This is a genomic window from Streptomyces sp. NPDC057099, from assembly GCF_042671245.1.
Lineage (GTDB): Bacteria > Actinomycetota > Actinomycetes > Streptomycetales > Streptomycetaceae > Streptomyces > Streptomyces purpurascens.
This window is the reverse complement of the sequence record NZ_JBHUTX010000005.1, coordinates 258,788-279,473: the sequence shown is the minus strand read 5'-3', so window position 1 is coordinate 279,473 and position 20,686 is coordinate 258,788. Positions and strand designations below refer to the sequence as shown.

15 protein-coding genes are annotated in these 20,686 nt (G+C 68.2%); 8 read left to right on the top strand and 7 right to left on the bottom strand.

Going from position 1 to position 20,686, the window contains the following annotated elements; translation table 11 throughout:
* Positions 1-76 precede the first annotated feature (76 nt).
* Both ACFT4A_RS09845 and ACFT4A_RS09840 read left to right on the top strand, forming a co-directional pair.
* A complete protein-coding gene (locus ACFT4A_RS09845; protein WP_382827729.1) occupies positions 77-943 on the top strand; it encodes a helix-turn-helix domain-containing protein in 867 nt (288 codons plus the stop codon).
* Positions 944-1,029: 86 nt separating this feature from the next.
* The gene (locus ACFT4A_RS09840) at positions 1,030-1,476 is read left to right on the top strand and encodes a hypothetical protein (RefSeq protein WP_382827552.1); all 447 of its coding nucleotides are present in this window, start codon (positions 1,030-1,032) and stop codon (positions 1,474-1,476) included.
* Here ACFT4A_RS09840 and tuf read toward each other — a convergent pair.
* The 5 genes from tuf to ACFT4A_RS09815 all read right to left on the bottom strand — a co-directional run bounded on the left by tuf (position 1,466) and on the right by ACFT4A_RS09815 (position 6,650).
* Complete coding sequence (gene tuf, locus ACFT4A_RS09835; protein ID WP_193482362.1) at positions 1,466-2,659, bottom strand: elongation factor Tu; 1,194 nt, start codon at positions 2,657-2,659, stop codon at positions 1,466-1,468. The two genes, ACFT4A_RS09840 and tuf, sit on opposite strands and share 11 nt — an antisense overlap.
* Positions 2,660-2,816: 157 nt before the next feature.
* On the bottom strand, positions 2,817-4,943 hold the full coding sequence (gene fusA, locus ACFT4A_RS09830; RefSeq protein ID WP_189728729.1) for an elongation factor G: 2,127 nt from the start codon (positions 4,941-4,943) through the stop codon (positions 2,817-2,819).
* 39 nt (positions 4,944-4,982) lie between these two features.
* Complete coding sequence (gene rpsG / locus ACFT4A_RS09825) at positions 4,983-5,453, bottom strand: 30S ribosomal protein S7 (protein ID WP_003992340.1); 471 nt, start codon at positions 5,451-5,453, stop codon at positions 4,983-4,985.
* Between the two features lie 2 nt (positions 5,454-5,455).
* Positions 5,456-5,827: a 30S ribosomal protein S12 gene (gene rpsL / locus ACFT4A_RS09820; RefSeq protein WP_003948652.1), complete on the bottom strand. Its 372-nt coding sequence runs from the start codon at positions 5,825-5,827 to the stop codon at positions 5,456-5,458.
* 301 nt (positions 5,828-6,128) lie between these two features.
* A complete protein-coding gene (locus ACFT4A_RS09815; RefSeq protein WP_382827551.1) occupies positions 6,129-6,650 on the bottom strand; it encodes a DUF1707 and DUF4190 domain-containing protein in 522 nt (173 codons plus the stop codon).
* A 203-nt stretch (positions 6,651-6,853) separates the two neighbouring features.
* Here ACFT4A_RS09815 and ACFT4A_RS09810 point away from each other — a divergent pair, with 203 nt between their 5' ends.
* The 6 genes from ACFT4A_RS09810 (at position 6,854) to ACFT4A_RS09785 (ending at position 12,966) form a co-directional block, all read left to right on the top strand.
* Positions 6,854-7,558 (top strand): Crp/Fnr family transcriptional regulator, encoded by a 705-nt coding sequence (locus ACFT4A_RS09810; RefSeq protein ID WP_382827549.1) that lies wholly within the window; start codon positions 6,854-6,856, stop codon positions 7,556-7,558.
* A gap of 123 nt (positions 7,559-7,681) precedes the next feature.
* A complete protein-coding gene (locus ACFT4A_RS09805; protein ID WP_382827548.1) occupies positions 7,682-8,425 on the top strand; it encodes a hypothetical protein in 744 nt (247 codons plus the stop codon).
* Positions 8,422-10,527, top strand: a complete 2,106-nt coding sequence (locus ACFT4A_RS09800; RefSeq protein ID WP_382827546.1) for a hypothetical protein — start codon at positions 8,422-8,424, stop codon at positions 10,525-10,527. Before ACFT4A_RS09805 ends, ACFT4A_RS09800 begins: the two co-directional genes overlap by 4 nt.
* 20 nt (positions 10,528-10,547) lie before the next feature.
* Entirely contained in the window at positions 10,548-11,456 is a 909-nt protein-coding gene (locus ACFT4A_RS09795; protein WP_382827545.1) for a hypothetical protein, read from the top strand.
* Complete coding sequence (locus tag ACFT4A_RS09790; RefSeq protein ID WP_382827544.1) at positions 11,453-11,959, top strand: Pycsar system effector family protein; 507 nt, start codon at positions 11,453-11,455, stop codon at positions 11,957-11,959. Before ACFT4A_RS09795 ends, ACFT4A_RS09790 begins: the two co-directional genes overlap by 4 nt.
* Positions 11,960-12,015: 56 nt before the next feature.
* On the top strand, positions 12,016-12,966 hold the full coding sequence (locus tag ACFT4A_RS09785; RefSeq protein ID WP_382827542.1) for a M48 family metalloprotease: 951 nt from the start codon (positions 12,016-12,018) through the stop codon (positions 12,964-12,966).
* Between the two features lie 53 nt (positions 12,967-13,019).
* Here the strand turns inward: ACFT4A_RS09785 and ACFT4A_RS09780 are convergent, their stop codons facing one another.
* Positions 13,020-16,919 (bottom strand): DNA-directed RNA polymerase subunit beta', encoded by a 3,900-nt coding sequence (locus tag ACFT4A_RS09780; protein WP_382827540.1) that lies wholly within the window; start codon positions 16,917-16,919, stop codon positions 13,020-13,022.
* 94 nt (positions 16,920-17,013) lie between these two features.
* Positions 17,014-20,499, bottom strand: coding sequence for a DNA-directed RNA polymerase subunit beta (gene rpoB, locus ACFT4A_RS09775; RefSeq protein WP_382827538.1), 3,486 nt, complete (start codon positions 20,497-20,499; stop codon positions 17,014-17,016).
* Positions 20,500-20,686 lie beyond the last annotated feature (187 nt).

Sequence of the window (20,686 nt, the reverse complement as noted above, 5' to 3'; positions counted from 1 at the left end):
AGACATGCGACGGCCCTCGCCGGGACGGCAATCCCAGTGCGAGGGCCTGACCACCGAGGAAGGCAACAACTTCCTGATGGATACGCAGAACCCTAACGTGCCCTCGCACGCCCACACCCGGGTTGCCGCAAAGAAGCACCCGAACCGGCGGCATCCCCACTCCGGCCTGGTGCACGACCACACCCGCCACACCACCCGCTTCACGGTGATCGGCAACCACCTCGCCCAGCACCCGGAGCTGTCGCTGCTCGCGATCGGGCTCGGCACGCACATCCAGTCGCTGCCCGTCGGCGCCCGCATCGACATCAAGTCCCTCGCGGCGCGCTTCCCCGAGGGCACGACCCGTATCGCCGCCGCTCTGAAAGAGCTGGAAGCCCACGGTTACCTGCGCCGCGAGCGCGTACGCGTACCCGACGGCCGGATCATCACCCGTACGACCTCCTGCAACCAGCCAGGTCACAGGGGTGCAGAGGCTCCGCGTCCGGCTCCGGGGCAGCGGACGGGGTCGCCCGGCGGCAAGACCCTGCCTGCCGTACCGCGACCGGCCTGCCCGGCCCCCGCCCTCCTCCAGCAGGCCACCGACCTCCTCACCGGCCTCCGCCGCGAGGACCCCCGCCTCCTGCTCTCGGCCGACGACACCGCCCACCTCGCCCCCGGCGTCGCCGCCTGGCTGGAGCGAGACGTCACCCCCACCGCCGTACGCCACGCCATGACCACCGACCTCCCACCCGAGCCCCTCCGCCGCCCGGCCGCCCTCCTGGCCCACCGCCTCACGGCCCAGCTACCGCCCCCGCCGCCCTTCGCGCGACCGGCGGCACCCCCACCGCCCGCCCGGCACCCCCTCCAGACCTGCGACACCTGCGACAGAGCCTTCCGCGCACCGGCCCCGGGCCACTGCCGCGATTGCCGATCCGACCGAACCGAGCTTCCGGGAGCAGCATGAGGAGAGCATCTGCCGCCCACATCGCCGCGTTCCCTCGACACCCGGGCGGGATAGCCAGGCCGGGGCACTCCTCGGAGGTGGACACGATGAGCACGCAGTCAGACCACGGACCTGAGCTGGCCCCCCGCCCTCAGCAGACTCCTGACGCCCTGCGCGCGGCTCTCGCCACCGTCGATCCGGCCCGTCTGGGAGAGATGCAGGCCACCAAGGACGACGCGTTCGCCAAGGCTGTCGAATGGCAGTCCCTCAGCCCGGTGCAGAGCTGGGTGCTGGCCTGGGCCCGGGACATCGAGATCGCCCGACGGCCCGACCTGTCCACCCGCTACGCCCACGCGAAGACCAACCTGGAACACGAGGACCCGGCCGTCGCCCAGGAGGCGCTGCATGAACTGAGTGCTGTCCTGGACGAAGCCATAAAGGCAGTCCGCGAGTGCGGGCACGGCAAAGGGACCCGCACGACCGAAGTCGTACGGGCCCCTTCGAGCCACTCAGGTCAGTTGACCCTCAAGCCAGTCCGAAGACTCACTTGTTGATCTTGGTGACCTGGCCGGCGCCCACGGTGCGACCACCCTCACGGATGGCGAACTTCAGGCCCTCCTCCATGGCGACGGGCTGGATGAGCTCCACCTTCATCTCGGTGTTGTCACCCGGCATGACCATCTCGGTGCCCTCGGGGAGGGTCACCACGCCGGTCACGTCCGTCGTGCGGAAGTAGAACTGCGGGCGGTAGTTGTTGAAGAACGGCGTGTGGCGGCCACCCTCGTCCTTGGACAGGATGTAGGCCTGCGCCTCGAACTCGGTGTGCGGGGTGACCGAGCCCGGCTTGATGATGACCTGGCCGCGCTCGACGTCCTCGCGCTTGATGCCGCGGAGCAGCAGACCGACGTTCTCACCGGCCTGGCCCTCGTCGAGCAGCTTGCGGAACATCTCGATGCCGGTGACCGTGGTGGTGGTCTTCTCGGTCTTGATGCCGATGATGTCGACGGTCTCGTTGACCTTGAGGACACCACGCTCGATACGGCCGGTGACGACCGTACCGCGACCGGTGATCGTGAAGACGTCCTCGATCGGCATCAGGAACGGCTTGTCGACGTCGCGCTCCGGCTCCGGAATCGCGGTGTCGACGGCGCTCATGAGCTCCAGGACCGAGTTGCCCCACTCCTTGTCGCCCTCGAGGGCCTTCAGAGCGGAGACCTTGACGACGGGAACGTCGTCGCCCGGGAACTCGTACTCGGAGAGCAGCTCACGGACCTCGAGCTCGACGAGCTCCAGGATCTCCTCGTCGTCCACCATGTCGGCCTTGTTCAGGGCGACGACGATGTACGGAACGCCGACCTGGCGGGCCAAGAGCACGTGCTCCTTGGTCTGCGGCATCGGGCCGTCGGTGGCGGCGACCACGAGGATGGCGCCGTCCATCTGCGCCGCACCCGTGATCATGTTCTTGATGTAGTCCGCGTGACCGGGGCAGTCGACGTGGGCGTAGTGACGCGTCTCGGTCTGGTACTCGACGTGCGCGATCGAGATCGTGATACCGCGCTGGCGCTCCTCGGGAGCCTTGTCGATCTGGTCGAAGGCCGAGGCCTCGTTCAGCTCGGGGTACGCGTCGTGCAGCACCTTGGTAATGGCGGCCGTGAGGGTCGTCTTACCGTGGTCGATGTGACCGATGGTGCCGATGTTGACGTGCGGCTTAGTCCGCTCGAACTTCGCCTTCGCCACTGGGGTCCTCCTGTGGAGTGGTTCTGGTACGCCTTACTCATCGGCGCCAGGATGATCTTTGCTGGAAAGCCCGGGCCCCGGGGCATTCTCGCCATGATTGTGACGGAATGCCCCTCAAGGCTCCGGAGTCAAGCCTACGGCGTGTAGACGCGGTGCGTTACTCGCCCTTGGCCTTCGCGATGATCTCCTCGGCGACGTTCCGGGGAACCTCGGCGTAGGAGTCGAACTGCATCGAGTAGCTTGCGCGACCCGACGTCTTGCTGCGGAGGTCTCCGACGTAGCCGAACATCTCCGAGAGGGGCACCAGGCCCTTCACGAGGCGGGCACCGGCCCGCTCCTCCATGGCCTGGATCTGGCCACGGCGGGAGTTGATGTCGCCGATGACCTCACCCATGTAGTCCTCGGGCGTGGTGACCTCGACGGCCATCATCGGCTCGAGCAGCACGGGGCTGGCCTTGCGCGCGGCCTCCTTGAAGGCCTGCGAACCGGCGATCTTGAACGCGAGCTCGGAGGAGTCGACCTCGTGGTAGCCACCGTCGATGAGCGTGACGCGGACGCCCGTCATCTCGTAGCCGGCGAGGATGCCGAACTGCATGGCCTCCTGCGCACCGGCGTCCACCGAAGGGATGTACTCCTTCGGGATGCGGCCACCGGTGACCTTGTTCACGAACTCGTACGCGGCGTCGCCGCCCTCGATCGGCTCGATCGCGATCTGCACCTTGGCGAACTGGCCGGTACCACCAGTCTGCTTCTTGTGCGTGTAGTCGACGCGCTCGACGGCCTTGCGGATCGTCTCACGGTAGGCGACCTGCGGCTTGCCGACGTTGGCCTCGACCTTGAACTCGCGCTTCATGCGGTCGACCAGCACCTCGAGGTGAAGCTCGCCCATACCACCGATGATGGTCTGGCCGGTCTCCTCGTTGGTGTGGACCTGGAAGGACGGGTCCTCCTCGGCCAGGCGCTGGATCGCGACGCCCAGCTTCTCCTGGTCACCCTTCGACTTGGGCTCGATGGCGACCTGGATGACCGGCGCCGGGAAGTCCATGGACTCCAGGATGACCGGGTTCTTGTCGTCGGACAGCGTCTCACCGGTGGTGGTCTGCTTCAGGCCCATGACGGCGACGATGTCACCGGCGCCCACCGACTCGATCTCCTCACGCTTGTTCGCGTGCATGCGGTAGATCTTGCCGATGCGCTCCTTCTTGCCCTTCACGGAGTTCAGCACGGCGGTGCCGGACACCAGGCGGCCGGAGTACACGCGGACGAAGGTGAGCTTGCCGAGGTGCGGGTCGCTCATGATCTTGAACGCCAGCGCGGCGAGGGGCTCGTCCTCCGACGGCTTGCGCGCGATGACCTGCTCCGGGTCCTTGACGTCGTGGCCCTCGATGGCCTCGACGTCGAGCGGGGTGGGCAGGTAGCGCACGACCGCGTCGAGCAGGGGCTGAACGCCCTTGTTCTTGAACGCGGTGCCGCAGAACACGGGGGTGACGGTGGTGCCGTCGCTCTTGCCGGACGCGATGGTGATACGACGGATCGCGGCGTAGAGCTGCTCCACGGTGGGCTCGGTGCCCTCCAGGTACAGCTCCATCAGCTCTTCGTCGTTCTCGGCGACGGCCTCGAGCAGCTTGCCGCGGTACTCCTCGGCAGCCTCGGCGTGGGTGTCCGGGATGTCGACGGTGTCGTACATCTCGCCCTTGGTCGCCTCGGCCGACCAGACCAGGGCCTTCATCGTCACGAGGTCGATGACGCCCTTGAAGTCCGCCTCGGCACCGATCGGCAGCTGCATGACCAGCGGCTGCGCGCCCAGGCGGTCGGTGATCATGTCGACGCAGCGGTGGAACTCGGCACCCGTGCGGTCGAGCTTGTTGACGAAGCAGATACGCGGAACGCCGTAGCGGTCCGCCTGACGCCACACCGTCTCGGACTGCGGCTCAACGCCGGCGACACCGTCGAACACCGTCACGGCACCGTCGAGCACGCGCAGGGAGCGCTCCACCTCGACGGTGAAGTCGACGTGACCCGGGGTGTCGATGATGTTGATGGTGTAGTCGTTGTCCTCGAGCGGCCAGTGACAGGTGGTCGCAGCAGACGTGATCGTGATGCCACGCTCCTGCTCCTGCTCCATCCAGTCCATCGTGGCGGCGCCGTCGTGGACCTCACCGATCTTGTACGAAACGCCGGTGTAGAACAGGATCCGCTCGGTGGTGGTCGTCTTGCCCGCGTCGATGTGGGCCATGATCCCGATGTTGCGGACCTTGGCCAGGTCAAGTGAAGTGGTAGCCATAAGGCTTCAGTCTTCTCTCGGTCTCGATGTGGGTAGCGACTACCAGCGGTAGTGCGCGAAGGCCTTGTTGGACTCGGCCATCTTGTGGGTGTCCTCGCGCTTCTTCACAGCGGCACCGAGGCCGTTGGAGGCGTCGAGAAGCTCGTTGAGCAGACGCTCGGTCATGGTCTTCTCGCGACGGGCGCGGGAGTAACCGACGAGCCAGCGCAGCGCGAGCGTGTTGGCACGACCGGGCTTGACCTCGATCGGAACCTGGTACGTCGCACCACCGACACGGCGGGACTTGACCTCGAGGGTCGGCTTGATGTTTTCCAGTGCGCGCTTCAGCGTGATGATCGGGTCGTTGCCCGTCTTCTCACGCAGACCCTCCATGGCGCCGTAGACGATGCGCTCGGCGGTGGAGCGCTTGCCGTTCAGCAGCACCTTGTTGATGAGGGAGGTCACCAGAGGAGAACCGTAGACCGGGTCGATGATGACCGGGCGCTTCGGGGCGGGGCCCTTACGAGGCATTCTTACTTCTCCTTCTTGGCGCCGTAGCGGCTGCGGGCCTGCTTGCGGTTCTTGACACCCTGGGTGTCGAGCGAGCCGCGGATGATCTTGTAGCGAACACCCGGCAGGTCCTTCACACGGCCGCCGCGCACGAGCACGATGGAGTGCTCCTGCAGGTTGTGTCCCTCACCCGGAATGTAAGCGGTGACCTCGATCCCGCTGGTCAGACGCACACGCGCGACCTTACGCAGGGCCGAGTTCGGCTTCTTCGGGGTGGTCGTGAACACACGCGTGCAGACGCCGCGACGCTGAGGGGAACCCTCGAGTGCGGGCGTCTTGTTCTTCTCGACCTTGTCCTGCCGGCCCTTACGGACCAGCTGCTGGATCGTAGGCACTACTTCTCCGGTTTCTGTGTGCCGAATGGTGAAGCTAACCTGGAACGTCGCCGACCCACGCGGTCGGGTGTGTCGAATCCCGCGGACTCCCGCCGCGAGGCAGAAAGAAGCGCAGATTGCGGTGGCCGGTAACAGCTCGCGATGCGGTTGATGGCACGCACGAGAGCCAGGGCACACCCCAGGCACAAGGTCTGAGCGTACCTATCGCATTCGCTGCGGTCAAAACAAATGGGAACCGCCCGCATGGTTATGCGGAGCATGTCAAGACCCCAGGCCGTTCACCCGCCGGTCAGCCCACCCTTCAGCCCGCCGCGATGGACACCACCGTCAGCAACACCAGGACGAGTGCCCAGCCTGCCGTGGACAACCATCCGAGCACCAGCCCGGTCAGCGCGAGCCCGTCCCCCAGCTCGCCCCGGCTGCGGATCTCGGCCCGCGCCACATGCCCCAGCACGACGGCCGGGATCCCCGTCAGCCCCATCGTCGGCACACACAGCAGACCGCACACGCCCGCCGCGACCGCCTTCCCGTTCGTCGGCGGCCGCGGCACCGGCAGAAACGTCCGCGCCACGGGCACGGCGCCCGTCGAGTGCGGCACCGGCCCCTGCGGCAGATCCGCCACCAGCAGCGCCAGCTCCCCCACGGTCCGGGCCCCGTACGCCCGCGCCACCCGCTTCTCGAACTCGTCCCGCTCCATCCGCCCCTCGCCGTACCCGGCCCTGAGCACGTCCACGGCCCGCTCCCGATCGGCGTGCGACGCGAGCATCGACGGGGCGGCGGGGCCTTGCCAGGGGGGCCAGGAGGGGTAGGGCGGCTGCGACACGGAGTACCTCCGCGGGAGGCTGAGTTCTTCCATGATGCGCCGAAGGGACGCTTCCGGCATCGGTGCACCGGGGCAAGGCGCCGCTCGTCAGCCACGCGGCCGAATCACGCCCGTTTCCTCCATGGTCGTTTCCAGTACGTTGACGCCAGTACGACGCCTGTACAGGGCAGGTATCGGCACAGGTGCACGCGGGGGGCGGCGGAATGACCGGGGGGCAGACACGCGCGTGGGACGACGACAGTGTCCCGTTCCTCGCCCGGCTGGAGCGGGAGGACCGCGCCGCCCTGCTCGCCATCGGCCGCCCCCTCGGCTACCGGGCCCGCGGCGTGATCCTGCACCAGGACGAGCCCTCGGCCCACGTCCTGCTCTTGTTGCACGGCTGGACCAAGGTCACAGCGATCGCGGCCAACGGCTACGAGGCTCTGCTCGCCCTGCGCGGCCCCGGCGACATCATCGGCGAGGGCGCGGCCCTCAGCGGTCGCGGCCGTTCGGCGACCGTGACGGCCCTGGAGCCGGTCGAGGCGGTCGTCATCGACCAGAACCGTTTCACCGTGTTCGTCTCGGACAACCCCCGGGTGGCGCTGCGCCTGCTGAGCCTGTCCACGGACCGGCAGCGCTCGACCGACCGCCGCCGGCTGGAATGGGCCGCGCTGAGCGTGCGCGAGCGGCTGGCCGTCCTGCTTCTCGAACTGGTGCGCACACACGGTAGCCGGACGGACGAGGGCATCGAACTCACCATCGGGCTCAGCCAGCAGGAGTTCGCCGGTTCCGTGGGCTCCTCGCGCGAGGCGGTGGCCCGGCTCCTCAAAGAGCTGCGGGACCGGCAGGTCGTCGCCACCCGGCGCCGCCGCATCGTCGTACTCCGCCCCGACGTGCTGCGCCGCATCGCCGGCGACGCCTCCGCCTGACGCACATCCCTGGCCACCGTTCCATGCACACGGTCACATTCCGTCCGTGTCATCGGCCCTCCGACGCTCGCCCGCGACCCGCCATCGTGCTGGACGACGGACACCGACGCGCGAGAGGCAGCCATGACCGACCCCGTGTACCGCACGATCCTCCTCTTCGACATCGAGCAGTACGGCTCACGCGACGACGTGGAGCAGGCGTTCCTGCGCCGCGTCCTGTACGACGTCGTCGACACGACCCTGCTCGACGCCGCCGTCGACGAGACGGCCCGGCTGCGCGCCGACCGCGGCGACTCCGTGATGGAGCTGATCGATACCGCTGTCCCCGTACCCGCCCTGATCAAGACACTTCTGACCGAGACCCCCGCCCTCCTCCACAACAAGAACCGCCTCCTGGCGACCAGCGCCCGCATGCGGCTGCGCATCGTCCTGTCCTCCGGCTACGTCGCGGTCGACGAACTCGACGGCTGGGTCGGCTCCGACCTCAATCACGCGGTCCGCCTGCTGAACTCCGACCCCCTGCGCGACGCCCTGAAGCAGCGCGAGTCCGACTGCGTGCTGTGCGTGTCGGAAGGGATCTACCAGGGGGTGGTACGGCACGGCCCACTGGGCGTGCGTCCGGAGGAGTTCCACCGGGTGACGGTGGGGACGAAGGAGGGGCCGACGGTGGCCTGGGTGCACGGGGAGGCGGGCAACAGCACGCCGAACCCCCCGGAAGCTCCGTCCGACGCCGAGGGCCCGGACGCGCCCGCCTCCCGGCGTTCCGACGTCCAGATCTACGGCGATCAGTACGGTCAGGCAGGCGGCACACTCCACGGCGGACAGCACTTCGACTTCACCGGCCGGGCCCGGGACGAGCGCCGATGAGCCAGGAGGAGAATCCGGCCGACGCGGCGAATCCGGCCGAAGGGCAGGACGGCGAGAAGAAGGAGCGGGACGAGGCTGCCGAGGAACAGCCGAGGCAGGAGGCGTGGGCCGCGCGCCGGGACCTGATCGCGCACGCCCCGGACTTCGTCTCCACCCTCGTCGCCCGGGACCAGTTCGGCCAGGCGGGCGGCACGCACTTCGGTGACCAGCACTTCCACTTCGGAGGCCGGGCCGAGACGCCCCTCCCGCTGTCCGGGCCGGTACCGCACGGGGAGATCGAAGAACTACAGGTCGTCTTCCGGGGCTGCCAGAGCTTCGACGAGGCCTTGAAACGCCTGCGGGACGACAGGCTCGTCATCCTGTCCGGCGGACGCGAGACAGGCCGCCGTACCGCCGCGCTGATGCTGCTGCACCGGCTGGGCGCCGAGCGGCTGCGTTCCCTCGATCCCCCCGCGTCGTTCCCGGAGCTGGCCGACCAGGTGGACCCCTCGGCCGGATACGTCCTGTGCGATCTGCCGGTCAGTCGGAACCGGCCCCTGCGCGAGGCCCAACTGCACTCTCTTCGGGAACGGTTGGAGCGCGCCCGTGCCCGTCTGGTGATCACCGTCGAGCCCTCGGCGGCGCTGGGCGACCTGCCCTCCGTACGGTGGGAGCCGCCGTCGGCCGAAGACCTGCTGCACGCCCATGTCACGCCGGCGACCGGTGAGTCCGCCTGGCCGGAGCTGTGCGGACTGACAGCGGTGAAGGAGTTCCTCACTCGGCACCACCGGCCCGAGGAGATCAGGCAGTTCGCGCTGCGGCTCGTCGCACACCATCGCGGTGAGATAGACGAGGTGGAGCTCGCCGCGTTCGGCGAGACGGCTGTGGCGACCCAGGTGACCCGCTGGCTCACCGAGGAGAAGCCAGAGCTGATCGACAAGGCGTTCCTCGTCTCCCTCGCCGTCTTCGACAAGGCGCCGTACGCGGTGACGGCCGAGCTCGCCGACGGCCTCTTCGTACGCCTGCACGACATTCAGAATCCGAACACCCGACCGCCCATCCCCGTCTTCGGCAGCTCCCGCAAGGAGCGGCTCCGGCTCGCGCACGCCGACGGCTATGTGACCGCGGAGGTCACCGAGTGGGGTCCTCTGAAGGGCAGCTTCTGCGCCGCCTTCCAGGACGAGCGGACGGCTCCGATGCTGCTGGAGGAGGTGTGGAACCTCCACCCGTCCGCGCGCCCGGCCTTCGCGGAGTGGATCCGCAAGCTGGCCGACGACCGCCGTCCCCTCGTGCGGACCCGGGCGGCGTCGGCCGCCGCGCTGCTGGCCAAGGCCGATCTGTCGTCCGCCATGGCCCACCTCATCGAGCCATGGGCGGACAGCCGCAAGCCGCATGCCTGGCTGACCGCGGCCAACGCCCTCACCATGACCCAGCTCCTGGAGGTGCCGGCCGTCTCCCGGATCCTGCGCGACTGGTGCATCGGGGACGTCGAGAGCCGCCGCTGGACGGCCATCCGTGCCTACGGCCTCCTCGGGCCGGTGCACCACGAGGAGACTCTGGCGGCACTCGTGGACGCCATGCACAGGCCACCGCCCGCCGAGGCCGCGAGCGCCGAGGAGGACGGGGAGCCACCGGAGGAGGCCCGGCAGCTCGCCGACGCCCTCGAACTCCTCCTCCTCGCCGTACGGGACCCCGTACTGGCCGCCCTGACCGAACTCCGCCGCACCGACCGGATGGTCCGCCCGCATGCCCTGCTCGCCTTCTTCCAGGCCTGCAAGCAGACGAAGGACGACGACAGCGACCGCGCGCCCGTCCTGTCCTGGTACGCGCGGGCCGCGGCGGCCGAGGATCCCACGGCCGCCCGGCAGCTGGCCGACTTCTGGGACGCGCTGCTCGCCGACCGGACGCACAACCCGAAGGCCCTCGGCGTCCTGCGCGGCTGGGTGCGCGCGGCCGACGACGCCCCGGAGACCGAGTCGGCCCTCGCCTCGCTGCTCGGCGCCCTCGTCACCACGCCCACCAACCGGCGGCGCGTCGGCCATCTGCTGGGCACGGTCCGCGACTCCAGAGGAGCCGTCACCCCGGCCGCGGACCGGCTGAGCAAACGCCTCGCCCTCGACTGACCTGCCTTCGGAGGCCGACCATGGAACACGAGACCGACCCCGTCCGCACCGTCTGGCAGCTACCGCGCTTCCACATCGGCGGCCGGCGCTTCATGGGCCGCATCGACCACGCCCTGGTGTGTGTGACCCGCAAGGGCGCGTACGAGACCTTCCCACCGCCCGACCGTCCCGCGTCCACGCGGCGGTACGTCGCCGTGTACGAGGTGGACACCGACCCGCACGCCTTCGAGCTGACCGTGCCCCTGCCCAGCCTGGTCGACAGCTTCGAGTTCGAGGTCACGGCCGACGTCGGCTGGCGGGTCACCCACCCGGCGCTCTTCGTCCGCAGCCAGGAGCGGGACGTACCCGGCCTGCTCACACGGGAGCTGCTGCCGCTGATGCGGGACGCCGGCCGCCGTCACCCCATCGACGCGAGTGCCGAGGCGGAACGGGCCGTGCAGCGGGCGGTGCGGGACGAGCCCTCGCTCGGCCGGGCCCAGGGCCTGCACGTCACCTGCTCCGTACGCCTGCGCCGCGACGCCACCGAGCGATCCCACCAGGACCGCCTGCGGACCGCCCGGCACGAGGTGGAGGCCGCGCAGCCGGAGCACGAGGCGACCCGGCTCCGCGACACGTACGAGGCCGAGCGCAGGGCCGAACAGATCAGGTTCTACGAACGCACCTTGGCCAAGGGCGGCGCCGCCGCGCTCGCCCTGCACCTGGCGGCGCACCCCGATGAGACCCGGCTCGTCCTGGAACACCTCCAGTCGGGCCAGAACAGGCTGCTGGACACCCAGGTGAACCTGATCAACCAGGCCCTGGACAACAAACAGCTGGAGGGCTACCAGCTCGACGAGCCCCACAAGCTCATCGCCGAGCGGATGAAGGCCATCCTGAAGACCACCGACCCGTCCGCTACACCCGAGGACGATCCGGATTCCGGCACATGAACCCCCCGGACGATCCCGATGTGCGGGCGGGCGCCCAACTGCTCGCCGACCTCCGCGGCGAGATCGCCCGTGCCGACGCCAAGGCCACCGTGCTCGTCGGCGCGCTCGGCATCTCGGGGGGCATGCTCGCCGCACTCCTCGCCAACCGCGGCTGGACTCCCGACCGGCTCCCGGCGCCCGCCGCCCTGCTGTGGTGGGCCGGGGCGGCGTCGCTGGTCGTCGCGCTGTTCGCCCTGCTGCTGGCCGTCATGCCCCGCTACCAGGGCAGCCGCTGGACACCCGGCAGCCCGCTCACCTACTTCGGCGACGTACGACGAGCCGCACGCGAGGGGCTGCTCACCGCAGCCCTCGCGGACACCGGCCGCGATCCCGCTCGGGGCCTTCTGCTCGCCCTCGCCGACACGAGTGCCATCGCCGCACGCAAGCACTTCTGGATCCGGACCGGACTGCTCTCGTTCGGCTGCTCGGCGGCCCTGCTGCCCGGATCGATGCTCCTCGCCTGACCCACGCCCCCTCTATCCCCCCCTCCCCCCCCACACGGGAAGGAAGGCCCATGCCCATGTCCGCACCGGTCCCCGACGACGACCTCACCCGTCGCCCCGGCCGGATCCACATAGCCGCCCGCCGACGCGGGGCGGACCTCACCGCTCTCGGCTCGCTGGCGCTGCACCTCCCCCACGTCGCCGCCAGCCTGACCGTCGTCTTCGTCGTGTCGTACGCCCTGAGCCACCTGATCCATCTGCCTTGGTGGCTGCTCTTCGGCAGCTGGGTGCTGAGCGGGGCCCTGGTCTTCCACCGGCCGTGCGAGCGGCTCCTGGCCCGGTGGCTGTTCGGCCTGCGCTACCCCACACCGGAGGAGGACAGGCGACTGCGGCCCGTCTGGCACGAGGTGACCGCCCGGGCCGGAGTGGAGGCGAACGCCTATCAGCTCTGGATGGAGGAGAGCGACGAGATCAACGCCTTGGCGGCGGCCGGGCACATCGTCGGCGTGACCAGTCATTCGCTGCGGACCCTGACACCCGCCCAGCTCGCCGGGGTCCTCGCCCACGAACTGGGGCATCACACGCGGGGACACGCGTGGGCCTCGCTGCTGTCCCTCTGGTACGCGCTGCCGGCCCGGCTCGCCTGGCGGCTGCTGCGCCTGCTGTGCACCCGGCTGGGCCTGCTCCCGACGGGCGCTGCCGCCGTGGTGATCGGCGTCGCCGGGGCCCTCCTGATCGCGCTGGCGACTGCCACGTACGGGCTGATCTTCCTGCCGCTGGCGACGCCCTACCTGGTGGCCGCGGTCTCCCGGCGGTCCGAACTGCGGGCCGACGAGCACGCGGCGGGGCTCGGCTTCGCGCCCCAGCTGATGGCCGTACTGCACCAGGAGCGCGACCGGGAGGTCACGGCCGGCGTCCCGGGCCCCGCCTTCTCGAAGGGCGGAATGATCGCGCGACTGCTCGACTCCCACCCCGATGTGCACACCAGGCTCCACCGCCTGCAGGCCCATCTCGACAGCCGGCGTTGACACGCCGAAGGGCGGCCACCCCAAGGTGACCGCCCTCGACTCAAGCGACTCGCTTACTGGTTGTACGGACCGTAGTCGTAGTCCTCCAGCGGAACGGCCTGGCCGGAGCCCGTGCCGAACGGCGAGTAGTCGATGTCGTCGTAGCCGACGGCCGAGTACATCGCGGCCTTGGCCTCCTCGGTCGGCTCGACCCGGATGTTGCGGTAGCGGGACAGACCCGTACCGGCCGGGATGAGCTTACCGATGATGACGTTCTCCTTGAGGCCGATGAGGCTGTCGGACTTGGCGTTGATCGCCGCGTCCGTCAGAACTCGGGTCGTCTCCTGGAAGGAGGCGGCCGACAGCCAGGATTCCGTCGCCAGCGAGGCCTTGGTGATACCCATCAGCTGCGGACGACCGGAGGCCGGGTGACCGCCCTCCTGGACCACACGACGGTTCTCGGTCTCGAACTTCGAGCGCTCGACCAGCTCGCCGGGCAGCAGCTCGGCGTCGCCCGACTCGATGATCGTCACGCGGCGGAGCATCTGCCGGATGATGATCTCGATGTGCTTGTCGTGGATCGACACACCCTGCGAGTTGTAGACCTTCTGGACCTCGCCGACCAGGTGGACCTGGACGGCACGCTGACCCAGGATGCGCAGCACGTCGTGCGGGTTGGTGGCACCCACGGTGAGCTTCTGGCCCACCTCGACGTGCTCGCCCTCGCTGACCAGGAGACGGGCACGCTTCGAGATCGGGAACGCCGTCTCGTCGCTGCCGTCGTCCGGGGTGACGACGAGCTTCTTCGTCTTCTCGGTCTCCTCGATCCGCACGCGGCCGGAGGCCTCGGAGATCGGGGCGACACCCTTCGGGGTACGGGCCTCGAAGAGCTCGACGACACGCGGCAGACCCTGGGTGATGTCGTCACCGGCCACACCACCGGTGTGGAAGGTACGCATCGTCAGCTGGGTACCGGGCTCACCGATGGACTGGGCGGCGATGATGCCGACCGCCTCACCGATGTCGACCAGCTTGCCGGTGGCCAGCGAACGGCCGTAGCACATGGCACAGGTGCCGACGTGCGACTCGCAGGTCAGGATCGAGCGGGTCTTGACCTCCTCGACACCGTGGTGCACGAGCTGGTCGATGAGCACATCGCCCAGGTCCACGTTGGCCGGCGCGATCACCTTGCCGTCGATGACGACGTCCTGGGCGAGCATGCGGGCGTAGACGCTGGTCTCGACGTCCTCGGCCTTGCGCAGGACACCGGCCTCGTCCTTCGAGGCGATCCGCAGCTTCAGACCGCGCTCGGTGCCGCAGTCCTCCTCGCGGATGATGACGTCCTGGGAGACGTCGACCAGACGACGGGTCAGGTAACCCGAGTCGGCGGTACGCAGAGCGGTGTCCGCCAGACCCTTACGGGCACCGTGCGTGGAGATGAAGTACTCCAGCACGGACAGACCCTCACGGAACGACGCCTTGATCGGACGCGGGATCGTCTCGTTCTTCGCGTTCGACACCAGACCACGCATACCGGCGATCTGACGCATCTGCATCATGTTGCCTCGTGCGCCCGAGTTCACCATCATGAAGATCGGGTTGGTCTTCGGGAAGTTGTCGTTCATCGCCTCGGCGACCTCGTTGGTCGCCTTGGTCCAGATCGCGATGAGCTCCTGCGTGCGCTCGTCCTTGGTGATCAGACCGCGCTCGTACTGCTTCTGGACCTTCTCGTCCTGCGCCTCGTACCCGCGGACGATCTCCTTCTTCGCCTCGGGAACGACGACGTCGGAGATGGCCACGGTGACGCCGGAACGGGTCGCCCAGAAGAAGCCGGCCGCCTTCAGGTTGTCGAGCGTCGCCGCCACGATGACCTTGGGGTAGCGCTCGGCGAGGTCGTTGACGATCTCGGAGAGCTGCTTCTTGCCGACCTCGTAGTCGACGAACGGGTAGTCCTCGGGCAGCAGCTCGTTGAAGAGCGCGCGGCCCAGGGTGGTGTTCAGCCGGAAGCTGTCACCCTGCTGCCACTCGGGCTCGCCCTCCTCACGCGCCGGCGGCATCCAGCCACGCGGCGGGATGGTGCCCACCGGGAAGCGGACGTCGATCTTCGACTGGAGCGACAGCTCGCCCGCGTCGAAGGCCATGATCGCCTCGGCGACCGAGGCGAAGGAACGGCCCTCGCCCTTGAGGTCGCGCATCTCGCCGTCGGTGGTGAGGAAGAACAGACCGAGGACCATGTCCTGGGTCGGCATCGTCACCGGACGGCCGTCGGCGGGCTTGAGGATGTTGTTCGAGGACAGCATCAGGATGCGGGCCTCGGCCTGCGCCTCCGCGGAGAGCGGCAGGTGCACGGCCATCTGGTCACCGTCGAAGTCCGCGTTGAACGCGGTGCAGACGAGCGGGTGGATCTGAATGGCCTTGCCCTCGACCAGCTGCGGCTCGAAGGCCTGGATGCCGAGGCGGTGCAGCGTGGGCGCACGGTTCAGTAGAACCGGGTGCTCCGCGATGACCTCTTCCAGCACGTCGTACACGACCGTGCGGCCGCGCTCGACCATGCGCTTGGCGCTCTTGATGTTCTGCGCGTGGTTCAGGTCGACCAGGCGCTTCATCACGAACGGCTTGAAGAGCTCCAGCGCCATCGCCTTCGGCAGACCGCACTGGTGCAGCTTCAGCTGCGGACCGACGACGATCACGGAACGCGCGGAGTAGTCCACACGCTTACCGAGCAGGTTCTGACGGAAGCGGCCCTGCTTACCCTTCAGCATGTCGCTGAGGGACTTCAGCGGGCGGTTACCGGGACCGGTGACCGGACGGCCACGACGGCCGTTGTCGAACAGCGCGTCGACGGCCTCCTGGAGCATGCGCTTCTCGTTGTTCACGATGATCTCGGGCGCACCGAGGTCGAGAAGGCGCTTCAGTCGGTTGTTCCGGTTGATCACACGGCGGTACAGGTCGTTCAGGTCGGAGGTCGCGAAGCGGCCACCGTCCAGCTGCACCATCGGGCGAAGGTCCGGCGGGATGACCGGCACGCAGTCGAGCACCATGCCCTTGGGGCTGTTGCTGGTCTGCAGGAACGCGGAGACGACCTTCAGGCGCTTGAGCGCACGGGTCTTCTTCTGGCCCTTGCCGGTGCGGATGATCTCGCGGAGCTTCTCGGCCTCCTCGTCGAGGTCGAAGGACTCCAGGCGCTTCTGCAGCGCCGCGGCACCCATCGAGCCGTCGAAGTACGTGCCGAAGCGGTCACGCAGCTCGCGGTAGAGCAGCTCGTCGCCCTCGAGGTCCTGGACCTTGAGGTTCTTGAAGCGGTTCCACACCTCGTCGAGACGGTCGATCTCGCGCTGCGCACGGTCACGCAGCTGCTTCATCTCGCGCTCGGCACCCTCGCGCACCTTGCGGCGCACGTCGGCCTTGGCGCCCTCGGCCTCCAGCTCGGCCAGGTCGGTCTCGAGCTTCTTGGCGCGGGCCTCCAGGTCGGCGTCGCGGCGCTGCTCGATCTGCTGGCGCTCGACGGAGACGTGAGCCTCCAGCGAGGGCAGGTCGCGCGTACGGCGCTCCTCGTCGACGTACGTGATCATGTACGCCGCGAAGTAGATGACCTTCTCGAGGTCCTTGGGAGCCAGGTCGAGCAGGTAGCCCAGCCGGCTCGGGACGCCCTTGAAGTACCAGATGTGCGTGACGGGCGCGGCCAGCTCGATGTGGCCCATCCGCTCACGACGCACCTTGGCGCGGGTGACCTCGACGCCACAGCGCTCACAGATGATGCCCTTGAAGCGGACACGCTTGTACTTGCCGCAGTAGCACTCCCAGTCCCGGGTCGGACCGAAGATCTTCTCGCAGAAGAGTCCGTCCTTTTCGGGCTTGAGCGTGCGGTAGTTGATCGTCTCGGGCTTCTTGACCTCGCCGTGGCTCCACTGACGGATGTCGTCAGCGGTAGCCAGACCGATCCGGAGCTCGTCGAAGAAGTTGACGTCGAGCACTATGCGTCAATCCCTCTCAGGGTTGTAAGTCATGGGGTCTGATACGGGGGTCCTGGGGCCGGAGGCCTTCATGACGAAGGCCTCCGAACTCCCGTCAGACCTCTTCGACGCTGCTCGGCTCGCGCCGGGACAGGTCGATGCCAAGCTCCTCCGCAGCGCGGAAGACGTCCTCGTCGGTGTCGCGCATCTCGATGGACATGCCGTCCGAGGACAGCACCTCCACGTTGAGGCACAGGGACTGCATCTCCTTGATGAGCACCTTGAAGGACTCGGGGATGCCGGGCTCGGGAATGTTCTCGCCCTTGACGATGGCCTCGTAGACCTTCACGCGACCGGTGACGTCGTCGGACTTGATGGTCAGCAGCTCCTGGAGGGCGTACGCGGCGCCGTAAGCCTCCAGCGCCCACACCTCCATCTCACCGAAGCGCTGGCCACCGAACTGGGCCTTACCACCCAGCGGCTGCTGGGTGATCATCGAGTACGGACCGGTCGAACGGGCGTGCAGCTTGTCGTCGACCAGGTGGTGCAGCTTCAGGATGTACATGTAGCCGACCGAGATCGGCTCCGGGAACGGCTCGCCGGAGCGGCCGTCGAACAGCGGCGCCTTACCGGTCGGGAGCACCATGCGCTCGCCGTCGCGGTTCGGGATCGTGTGGTTCAGCAGACCCGCCAGCTCGTCCTCACGCGCACCGTCGAAGACGGGGGTGGCGACGTTGGTGCCGGGCTCGACCTTGTCGGCCTCGATGGCCTGGAGGCGCTGCGCCCAGTCGTCCGCGAGACCGGAGACGTCCCAGCCGCGGCTGGCGAGCCAGCCGAGGTGGATCTCCAGGACCTGACCCGGGTTCATTCGGGACGGCACACCGAGCGGGTTGAGGATGATGTCGACCGGGGTGCCGTCCTCCAGGAACGGCATGTCCTCGATCGGCAGGATCTTCGAGATGACGCCCTTGTTGCCGTGACGGCCGGCGAGCTTGTCACCGTCGGTGATCTTGCGCTTCTGCGCGACGTAGACGCGCACCAGCTGGTTCACACCGGGGGGAAGCTCGTCGCCCTCCTCGCGGTCGAAGACGCGGACGCCGATGACCTTGCCGGTCTCGCCGTGCGGCACCTTCAGCGAGGTGTCACGGACCTCACGGGCCTTCTCACCGAAGATCGCGCGCAGCAGGCGCTCCTCGGGCGTCAGCTCGGTCTCGCCCTTGGGCGTGACCTTGCCGACGAGGATGTCGCCGGCGATGACCTCGGCACCGATGCGGATGATGCCGCGCTCGTCGAGGTCGGCGAGGACCTCCTCGGAGACGTTCGGGATGTCCCGGGTGATCTCCTCGGGGCCGAGCTTGGTGTCACGGGCGTCGACCTCGTGCTCCTCGATGTGGATCGAGGAGAGGACGTCGTCCTGCACGAGGCGCTGCGACAGGATGATCGCGTCCTCGTAGTTGTGACCCTCCCACGGCATGAACGCCACGAGCAGGTTCTTGCCCAGCGCCATCTCGCCCTGCTGGGTGGCCGGACCGTCCGCGAGGATCTGGCCCTCGATGATCCGGTCGCCCTCGCCGACGATGACCTTCTGGTTGACCGAGGTGCCCTGGTTGGAGCGGGCGAACTTGGCCAGGCGGTACGTGATGTACGTGCCGTCGTCGTTGGCGGTGGTGATGTAGTCCGCGGAGACCTCCTGGACCACACCCGGCTTCTCGGCCTTGACCACGTCGCCGGCGTCGGCCGCGGAGCGGTACTCCATGCCGGTACCGACGAGCGGGGCCTCGGACTTAATCAGCGGCACGGCCTGACGCATCATGTTCGCGCCCATGAGGGCACGGTTGGCGTCGTCGTGCTCCAGGAAGGGGATCATGGCGGTCGCGACCGACACCATCTGGCGCGGCGAGACGTCCATGTAGTCCACGTCTTCGCCGGTGACGTAGTCGACCTCGCCGCCCTTACGGCGGACCAGCACGCGGGCCTCGGCGAAGCGGAGCTCGTCGGTGAGCGGCGCGTTGGCCTGCGCGATGACGAAGCGGTCTTCCTCGTCGGCGGTCAGGTAGTCGACCTCGTCGGTGACCTGGCCCTCGAACACCTTGCGGTAGGGGGTCTCGACGAAACCGAACGCGTTGACCCGGCCGTAGGAGGCGAGCGAGCCGATCAGACCGATGTTCGGGCCTTCGGGCGTCTCGATCGGGCACATGCGGCCGTAGTGCGAGGGGTGCACGTCACGGACCTCGAAGCCGGCCCGCTCACGGGACAGACCACCGGGACCCAGAGCCGAGAGACGACGCTTGTGCGTCAGACCCGACAGCGGGTTGTTCTGGTCCATGAACTGCGACAGCTGGCTGGTGCCGAAGAACTCCTTGATGGAGGCGACGACCGGCCGGATGTTGATCAGGGTCTGCGGCGTGATCGCCTCGACGTCCTGGGTCGTCATCCGCTCGCGGACGACACGCTCCATACGCGCCAGACCCGTACGGACCTGGTTCTGGATGAGCTCGCCGACGCTGCGCAGACGGCGGTTGCCGAAGTGGTCGATGTCGTCGGTCTCGACGACGATCGAGGTGCCACTGTCGCCGACCGTCTCGGTCTCGCCCGCGTGCAGCTTCACCAGGTACTTGATCGTCGAGATGACGTCCTCGACGGTCAGGATGCCGGCGTCGAGCGGAGCGTCCGCGCCCAGCTTCTTGTTGACCTTGTAGCGGCCGACCTTGGCGAGGTCGTAGCGCTTCGGGTTGAAGTAGAGGTTCTCGAGCAGCGTCTGCGCGGCCTCACGGGTCGGGGGCTCGCCCGGACGCAGCTTGCGGTAGATGTCGAGCAGCGCGTCGTCCTGACCCTGGGTGTGGTCCTTCTCCAGGGTGGCGCGCATGGACTCGTACTCGCCGAACTCCTCGAGGATCTGCTCGGTCGTCCAACCGAGAGCCTTGAGCAGGACGGTGACGGACTGCTTGCGCTTGCGGTCGATGCGGACACCGACCATGTCGCGCTTGTCGATCTCCATCTCCAGCCAGGCACCCCGGGACGGGATGATCTTGGCGGAGAAGATGTCCTTGTCGGACGTCTTGTCGATGGAGGAGTCGAAGTAGACACCCGGCGAACGGACCAGCTGCGACACCACGACACGCTCGGTGCCGTTGATGACGAAGGTGCCCTTGTTCGTCATGAGCGGGAAGTCGCCCATGAAGACGGTCTGGGACTTGATCTCGCCGGTCTCGTTGTTCGTGAACTCGGCGGTGACGAAGAGCGGGGCCGCGAACGTGAAGTCGCGCTCCTTGCACTCGTCGATCGAGTTCTTCGGCGGCTCGAAGCGGTGGTCACGGAAGGTCAGCGACATCGACCCGCTGAAGTCCTCGATCGGGGAGATCTCCTCGAAGATCTCCTCCAGACCGGACTTGGTGGGGACGTCCTGACCGTTGTCCAGAGCCTCCTCGACCCGACTCTGCCAAGCGGTGTTGCCGAGCAGCCAGTCGAAGCTCTCGGTCTGCAGCGCGAGCAGGTTCGGAACCTCGAGAGGCTCCTTGATCTTTGCAAAGGAAATGCGCAGCGGGGCGGTGCTGGCGCCGTTGTTCGTATTCGCGGTCGAGGCGTTGCGCGAGGCGGCCAAGAGGGGGTCCTTCCGAGGGCTCGGACTCACTACGCGCGTACCGGCCCCTCTCCCGTACACAGAGACAAGCTGAGTCGGTCCGGCCGAAAGGCCAGGTCAGACAGGTCTTGTCGTCGATGCTCGGGCGAGGGCAGACCCCTGGTGACGGGCAGGGGACAGCTAACAGGCAGCGCAAAGGGTCAGTGTA

Bases quoted from the DNA above. Each gene is read 5' to 3' on its own strand.
- ACFT4A_RS09845 (WP_382827729.1), top strand. From the start codon at position 77: ATGGATACGCAGAACCCTAACGTGCCCTCGCACGCCCACACCCGGGTT.
- ACFT4A_RS09840 (WP_382827552.1), top strand. From the start codon at position 1,030: ATGAGCACGCAGTCAGACCACGGACCTGAGCTGGCCCCCCGCCCTCAG.
- fusA (WP_189728729.1), bottom strand. From the start codon at position 4,943: ATGGCTACCACTTCACTTGACCTGGCCAAGGTCCGCAACATCGGGATC.
- rpsG (WP_003992340.1), bottom strand. From the start codon at position 5,453: ATGCCTCGTAAGGGCCCCGCCCCGAAGCGCCCGGTCATCATCGACCCG.
- ACFT4A_RS09810 (WP_382827549.1), top strand. From the start codon at position 6,854: ATGACCGGGGGGCAGACACGCGCGTGGGACGACGACAGTGTCCCGTTC.
- ACFT4A_RS09805 (WP_382827548.1), top strand. From the start codon at position 7,682: ATGACCGACCCCGTGTACCGCACGATCCTCCTCTTCGACATCGAGCAG.
- ACFT4A_RS09800 (WP_382827546.1), top strand. From the start codon at position 8,422: ATGAGCCAGGAGGAGAATCCGGCCGACGCGGCGAATCCGGCCGAAGGG.
- ACFT4A_RS09795 (WP_382827545.1), top strand. From the start codon at position 10,548: ATGGAACACGAGACCGACCCCGTCCGCACCGTCTGGCAGCTACCGCGC.
- ACFT4A_RS09790 (WP_382827544.1), top strand. From the start codon at position 11,453: ATGAACCCCCCGGACGATCCCGATGTGCGGGCGGGCGCCCAACTGCTC.
- ACFT4A_RS09785 (WP_382827542.1), top strand. From the start codon at position 12,016: ATGTCCGCACCGGTCCCCGACGACGACCTCACCCGTCGCCCCGGCCGG.